This window comes from uncultured Chryseobacterium sp., assembly GCF_913776365.1.
Lineage (GTDB): Bacteria > Bacteroidota > Bacteroidia > Flavobacteriales > Weeksellaceae > Chryseobacterium.
The window spans coordinates 1-5,704 of the sequence record NZ_CAJYMO010000293.1 but is presented as its reverse complement, the minus strand read 5'-3'; the positions used below and the strand labels follow the sequence as shown (position 1 = coordinate 5,704).

Genomic DNA, 5,704 nt, shown 5'->3' with positions numbered 1-5,704 from the left:
TTGTCGGTTCGTTCAGGTTAAACATCATTTTGGAGCCCAGCACCTCTTCTGCTTTCGGGGAAACGATGATGGTTCTCCACGGGGAAACGGATGACGTCTGGATATAGCCTTTGGCACCCTGCCGGTCCGGAGTCAGGTGTGTTTTGAATTTGAAATTCACCGCATCCACTTCGAGGTTGGAAACCGGGTAATTCAGTACGGCCGCTTCTCCAAGGTTTACATATAACGGCTCCTTACCTTCTTTTTTCAGCATCAGCGGCGACTGTACCGCATTCGGGACCATCTGCTGGGAAGCGTTGCTGTCGAAAGAGTTGGGCCATCTTGCCGGAATTTCAGAAATCTTCGTGGTCTGCGGCTGGTATTCCTGGGAATCGTAGTCGGCAGCAATCCACCATGCTTTCATATCGGTAGGGAAATCGATTTCGGAGTCCTCTTCACGGATCACGAAATAGTTCAGGTTTTTCTGCTGCGGGAATTCGTAACGGAATCCAAGCCCGTCGTTGAACAATCTGAATTTAACGACAATATCACGGTCGGTTGCCTCCTGGTGCAGCGTTACCGCCAGCTCGTTATAGTGGTTGGTATAATTTTTCTTTTCGCCCAGTACCGGCTGCCAGGTTTCGTTTTTGGAATCCCTGGTTTCCGCTTTTTTAGTAAACCCGTTATTCAGATCGAATTTAGCATCTTCCGTCTTGGCGATTTCGGAGGCAAACTTAATGGCCGTATCCTTAAACAGCCTCAACCCCAGCTTTGAATCTTCCACCACAACCGCACCGTTGTATTTCAGGTTGTAATACGGTACGCCCTGCTTCAGCTGGAAGTCCATCCGGAATTTCCCGTCCGGCGACTGTAAGGTCTGTGCCTGTACTCCTGCAAACATCATCGAGAACAAGACTGCCCCCATCGTAATTTTCTTCATAATGACTATTTATACGCTTTAAAAATAAAGAAAGTGCTGCCGAAAAGCAACACTTTGCTGTTTTAAATTTGTTTTGTTTTTACAATTTTGTAACGGTCAGCTTATAGTATGCTGAATTATGTAGATCCAATTCGATCCTGTAATTTCCTGCCTGCGAAACTTTATAAGCCGGATCTCCTGTAACAGTACCTTCAGCGCTTAAGAAAGATTTTACTGCAGTTCCTGAAGTTAATGTCTGATCACCATTCTCTGGCTGGAACTTCATGGCCCAGTCATCATTGGCTCTGAATTTAAATACTCCTGAAGCTGTTAGAGCAAGTGAGTTGATAACATAGGTTTTTGTTGTCGGATTATAAACAAAATCTGTATCTGAATTCCAACCGGTAGGAGTTGCATCCCCGATTACCCCGAAGTTGGCAATTACTGATGAATAGGTATTTGCAGCCCAGTCCACCTTAATATAATAAGTTCCAGGAGCCGCAGCTTTGATATTGTCGCCGTCAGCTTTTAACTTTCCGGTTAAAGTGCCGTCATCGCCTTTATTTCCCGGCCAGTCCTCACCGATCGCGAACTTATATTTTCCGTCTTCTACACCTGCAACGGTATTAATCCAGATGAAACCTCTGTACTTATCATTTTTTTCCGGAGAAAAAAGATTAGGAGAGTTGGCAGGTGTCCAGTTTGCATAGCCTGCAGCTCCGGCATAGCTGCCCGGAACATTAATTTTAGGATAAATTAAATCCGGATTTGGTGTATAACCGGTCAGGTTAACCGGAAGGATATTCGAATAGAACGCAGTAATACTATTCACATTTGACTTTAATCTGACCTCAATTGATTTTGCAGCATTAGGAGAAACACTAAGATCCGCTAAAATATTGTTTAACTGAAGATGAGTAAGCGAAAATGTATTCTGTGTCATGGCAACCTCGCGTGTTGTGCTCGGCTTAAAATTCGTTCCTGCCACTGCAAATTCAACAGAATTTGTAAACTGAACTGCCGGACTGAAAGTAGGATTCTTGTATGTGAAAGTAAGTGCAGTCTGATCAGCGGTAGTTTCATTTAGAATTACTGCTGATTTATCTACAGTAAGGCTACTGTTTGAAGTATTATTTAACATTACTTTATCATTATCTTCCGCACAAGACAGAATAACAGGAGCTATAATTCCAAAAAGAAATATTTTAAATATATTTTTCATTATAAATAATTTACTGATTAATAACCCGTATTTTGTTTCAGATTAGGGTTAGCCTGAAGTGCAGTTGCCGGAATCGGAAATACCTTATAATTCTCAGAAATAGAAGTCCCGTTTAAAACTCCGCCTTTCCAAGGCCATAGATAGGTTCCTCCTGTGAATTTACCAAATCTGATCAAATCCTGTCTTCGTACTCCCTCTAAATTGAGTTCTCTTCCTCTTTCATCTAAAATATTTTGCAGTGATAAAGTAAGAGGTGTTGCATTCGATCTGTTCCTAACCTGGTTAAAATAAGATTGCGCTAATGTCATATCTGCTCCTGCTGCTCCTCTCATTGCACATTCTGCATACATAAGATAAGCATCACTTAATCTGAATAGAGGAAAGTCTGTAGAAACAAAAACTGATGGTGTACCTGTACCGGCTGTGTTTACATTCTGGAATTTTATTGATGGATAACCATCTTTCCAGACTTTGTAATCTGTCATTTCATAATTATGACCTGTCGTCCAGAATAACTTAGCTCTCTGGTCCGTACTGGCGGTTAAAGCAGCCGCAGAATTACCGAATAGGCCATACCAAGCCTTAGTAGCTCTGTGTCCCGCCCAAGCTCCTGCGTCCGGACCTACCGAACCATAGGTTTGCGGAGTCATCGTTTCTATACTAAGGCTTCCTTGTATAATATAAGTAGTATTACCAAAGCTCTGACTAGAAATCGCATCGGCAATCAAAGGAAAAATAATCTCTTTTGAAGTATTATTATCTGTTCTGAAATTCTTTGAGAAATTAGTTTCAAGACTATATCCTGCCGCAATGACCTTATTTAAGTAAGGTACTGCATTACTGTATCTGTTTGTTCCGGTATATACCTCGGAATTGAGATATAACTTAGCCAACAGAAATTGTGCAGCTGCTTTATTTGCTCTTCCATAAGAGCTGGTAGCCGGTAAAGCGGCTTCAGCTTCTATCAGCTGGCTTTCTACATAGTTAAACAACTCTGTTCTAGATGATTCCGGAAGAGGAGCTGTCGTACCAAAATTACTATCAGTAACCAACACCCCTTTTCCAAATAAATCAATAATATAGTAATAAGATAAAGCTCTTAAAAACTTTAATTCTCCAACGGCCTCTGTTTTTTTAGCATAATTTACATCATCCTTGTTAAGAATCAGAATCAAATTGGTCGCCTGAGGAATAATGTAGTATAATCTGTCGTAAACATATCTGAAGAATTTATTGCTATCTGTCCAGTTTGAAGTTGTTGTCAATTGATCCAATCCATTATCTCCCCATCTGTTTTTCATACCATCTGCAGTAAAATCCTCCAGATTGACAAGTCCCCGGATAAACGGAGATTCGCCGGCGTCTGCACCGGCAACATCAGACTCACCTGCTCCTCTTACACTTGACAATGCATAACTGGCATATAATCTTGAAAGCAAACCTTCCACTGCATTTGGATCCTGGGCTATCAGCTGTTCCAGAGTATAATCATATTTTGGTTCCGTATCCAGATCATTGATACAAGAACTCGTTGCCAGTAAAACTACCGTACCCAGAGCAAGTAATTTAAATTTTATATTTTTCATTATGTTTATTAAAAATTAAGATTAAAACCAATTGTATACACTCTTGGTCTAGGATAGAAATTGTTGTCAACACCATTAAAATTTTCCGGATCTGCTCCTTTATATTTTGTAATGATGAATGCATTATTTACCGAAGCATATACTCTAAGATTCGTATTCTTAAAAGCATTTTCGATAAGATAACCAACTGTAGCATTATCCATTCTCAAGAATGAAGCATCTTCCAGGAAAAAATCAGAATAAATCACCGTATCGGTAATATTATCGAAAGGTGAAACCGCCGCATAAGAGTTTGCATTATTTACCGATAAACCATTCTGCGGAACAGAACTTTGTCTGTAGCCTTGAGATAATTTTCTGGCATTAAATACTTTTCCACCAATCTGGCCTCTTAAACTTGTACTGAGATCAAACTTTTTATAATTGATCATTGTACTGAAACCATAAGTCCAATTTGGCCTGATTGCCTTGAAATATCTATCTTTTGTATTGATGATTCCATCATTATTCCTGTCAACCACAACTCCTGCCAGAGGATTTCCGTTAGAATCATAGACCTGTTCGTAGACACTGGCAGAAAAAGGTTGGTAACCCACAACATTATAAGCTAATACATTTCCGGTTCCTACCGGCAATCCTCCGTCCTGGCCAGGAATCTGCTCCAATTGATCCAGATTTTTTACCTTTCCTTTATTGTATCCGGCATTTCCGGATATGCTCCAAGTGAAATTGTCGGTTCTTATAGGATTGACAGTTAAATTCAGCTCAACTCCACTGTTCTCTGTGCTTCCTACATTTCTTACGAATTCATTGGTTAAAAATTGTCCTGACGGATATGGAACCTTAGCCAAAAGATCGCTGGTTTCGGTGTGATATACATCCAAGCTTCCTGTAATGAAATTATTTCTGAAAAGAGAAAAGTCCAGACCGGCATTCATTGTGGTAGCCTTTTCCCAAGTCAGCTGATCGTTGAACGGTATTGCACTATACGTTCCGATCCCAGGAAAATATTGCGATCCCGCATTCCCTTCCTGAAATAGGGCTCTTGACGGATAATATCCTGCAATCTGTGTGATATCCTGCTGACCGGTTTGTCCCCATCCTAACCTTAATTTCAACTCTCTTACATTTTTAGAATCTTTCAGGAAATTTTCTTCATTAATTTTCCATGCAAATGCCACTGATGGAAAATATCCCCATCTTATATCTTTTCTAAATAGTGATGAAGCATCAGCTCTCAGGGTCGCCGTAAACAAATATTTGTTCAGGAAGTCGATATTGGTTCTACCTATGAATGACTGAAGATTAGTCAAGTTATAGTAGTTATTGTATGGATTCAATAATGGAAACTGAACAAAGCTTTCTCTTAATCCTGTATCGTTATTATACCTGAACTGATCTTTATGCCCTTGGTTTCTGAAGCTCTGATAAGAATATCCTCCCTGAATTAAAAAATGCGATACAAATCCGGAAAAATTCTTTTCATATACAAGATATGAATCTAATGTTTTGTTAAAAATATTTTGTCTTTCCCTGTAATCTACTCCAGGATTAAAAACAAAATCATTCGGTGTTGCAGCTCCACTGACAAGTCTGTAAGTCTGAATTGCATTGTTGGCATAAACAGTTTCCAGGTTTGATTCCGAGGTTTCAATTCCAAGATTCACAACTGCCCTAAGTTCCGGTAAGAAGTGCATCTTATAATCAAGTTCTACATTACCCAATAATTTCTTTATGTTTTGGGGAGCAGTCCGCTGTAGAAGAACAGCCAAAGGGTTGGACTGTCCGATAAGGTTATATTGATTACTTACAAGAGCAGTATTCTGATAAAAACCGCCAAACCTATTATAAGGGTTTCCGCTCAAACCGGTTTGAGAAACATAAATCGGTTTCGTTGGATCCATAGAGATTGCACCACCGATTGCCGCATCCTGATCGATCGCATTTAACTTGGAAATAATACCTTTTGCATTCACATCCACTTTCAGATGTTTATCG

The 5,704-nt window shown here is 39.9% G+C and carries 4 protein-coding genes; all 4 read right to left on the bottom strand.

Annotated features, from left to right (window positions below; genetic code table 11):
- Positions 1–919, bottom strand: a 919-nt coding sequence (locus QZ735_RS15335; RefSeq protein WP_294250094.1) for a glycoside hydrolase family 97 N-terminal domain-containing protein, incomplete at its 3' end; no start/stop codon positions are given.
- A 79-nt stretch (positions 920–998) separates the two neighbouring features.
- Positions 999–2,120, bottom strand: a complete 1,122-nt coding sequence (locus tag QZ735_RS15330; protein WP_294250090.1) for a SusE domain-containing protein — start codon at positions 2,118–2,120, stop codon at positions 999–1,001.
- Positions 2,121–2,137: 17 nt separating this feature from the next.
- A complete protein-coding gene (locus QZ735_RS15325; RefSeq protein ID WP_294250087.1) occupies positions 2,138–3,706 on the bottom strand; it encodes a RagB/SusD family nutrient uptake outer membrane protein in 1,569 nt (522 codons plus the stop codon).
- An 8-nt stretch (positions 3,707–3,714) separates the two neighbouring features.
- The coding region (locus tag QZ735_RS15320; protein ID WP_294250084.1) for a TonB-dependent receptor at positions 3,715–5,704 on the bottom strand (1,990 nt) is incomplete at its 5' end.

What these genes read in the sequence shown, in the direction of transcription:
- QZ735_RS15330 (WP_294250090.1), bottom strand. Translation starts at nt 2,120, where the DNA reads ATGAAAAATATATTTAAAATATTTCTTTTTGGAATTATAGCTCCTGTT.
- QZ735_RS15325 (WP_294250087.1), bottom strand. Translation starts at nt 3,706, where the DNA reads ATGAAAAATATAAAATTTAAATTACTTGCTCTGGGTACGGTAGTTTTA.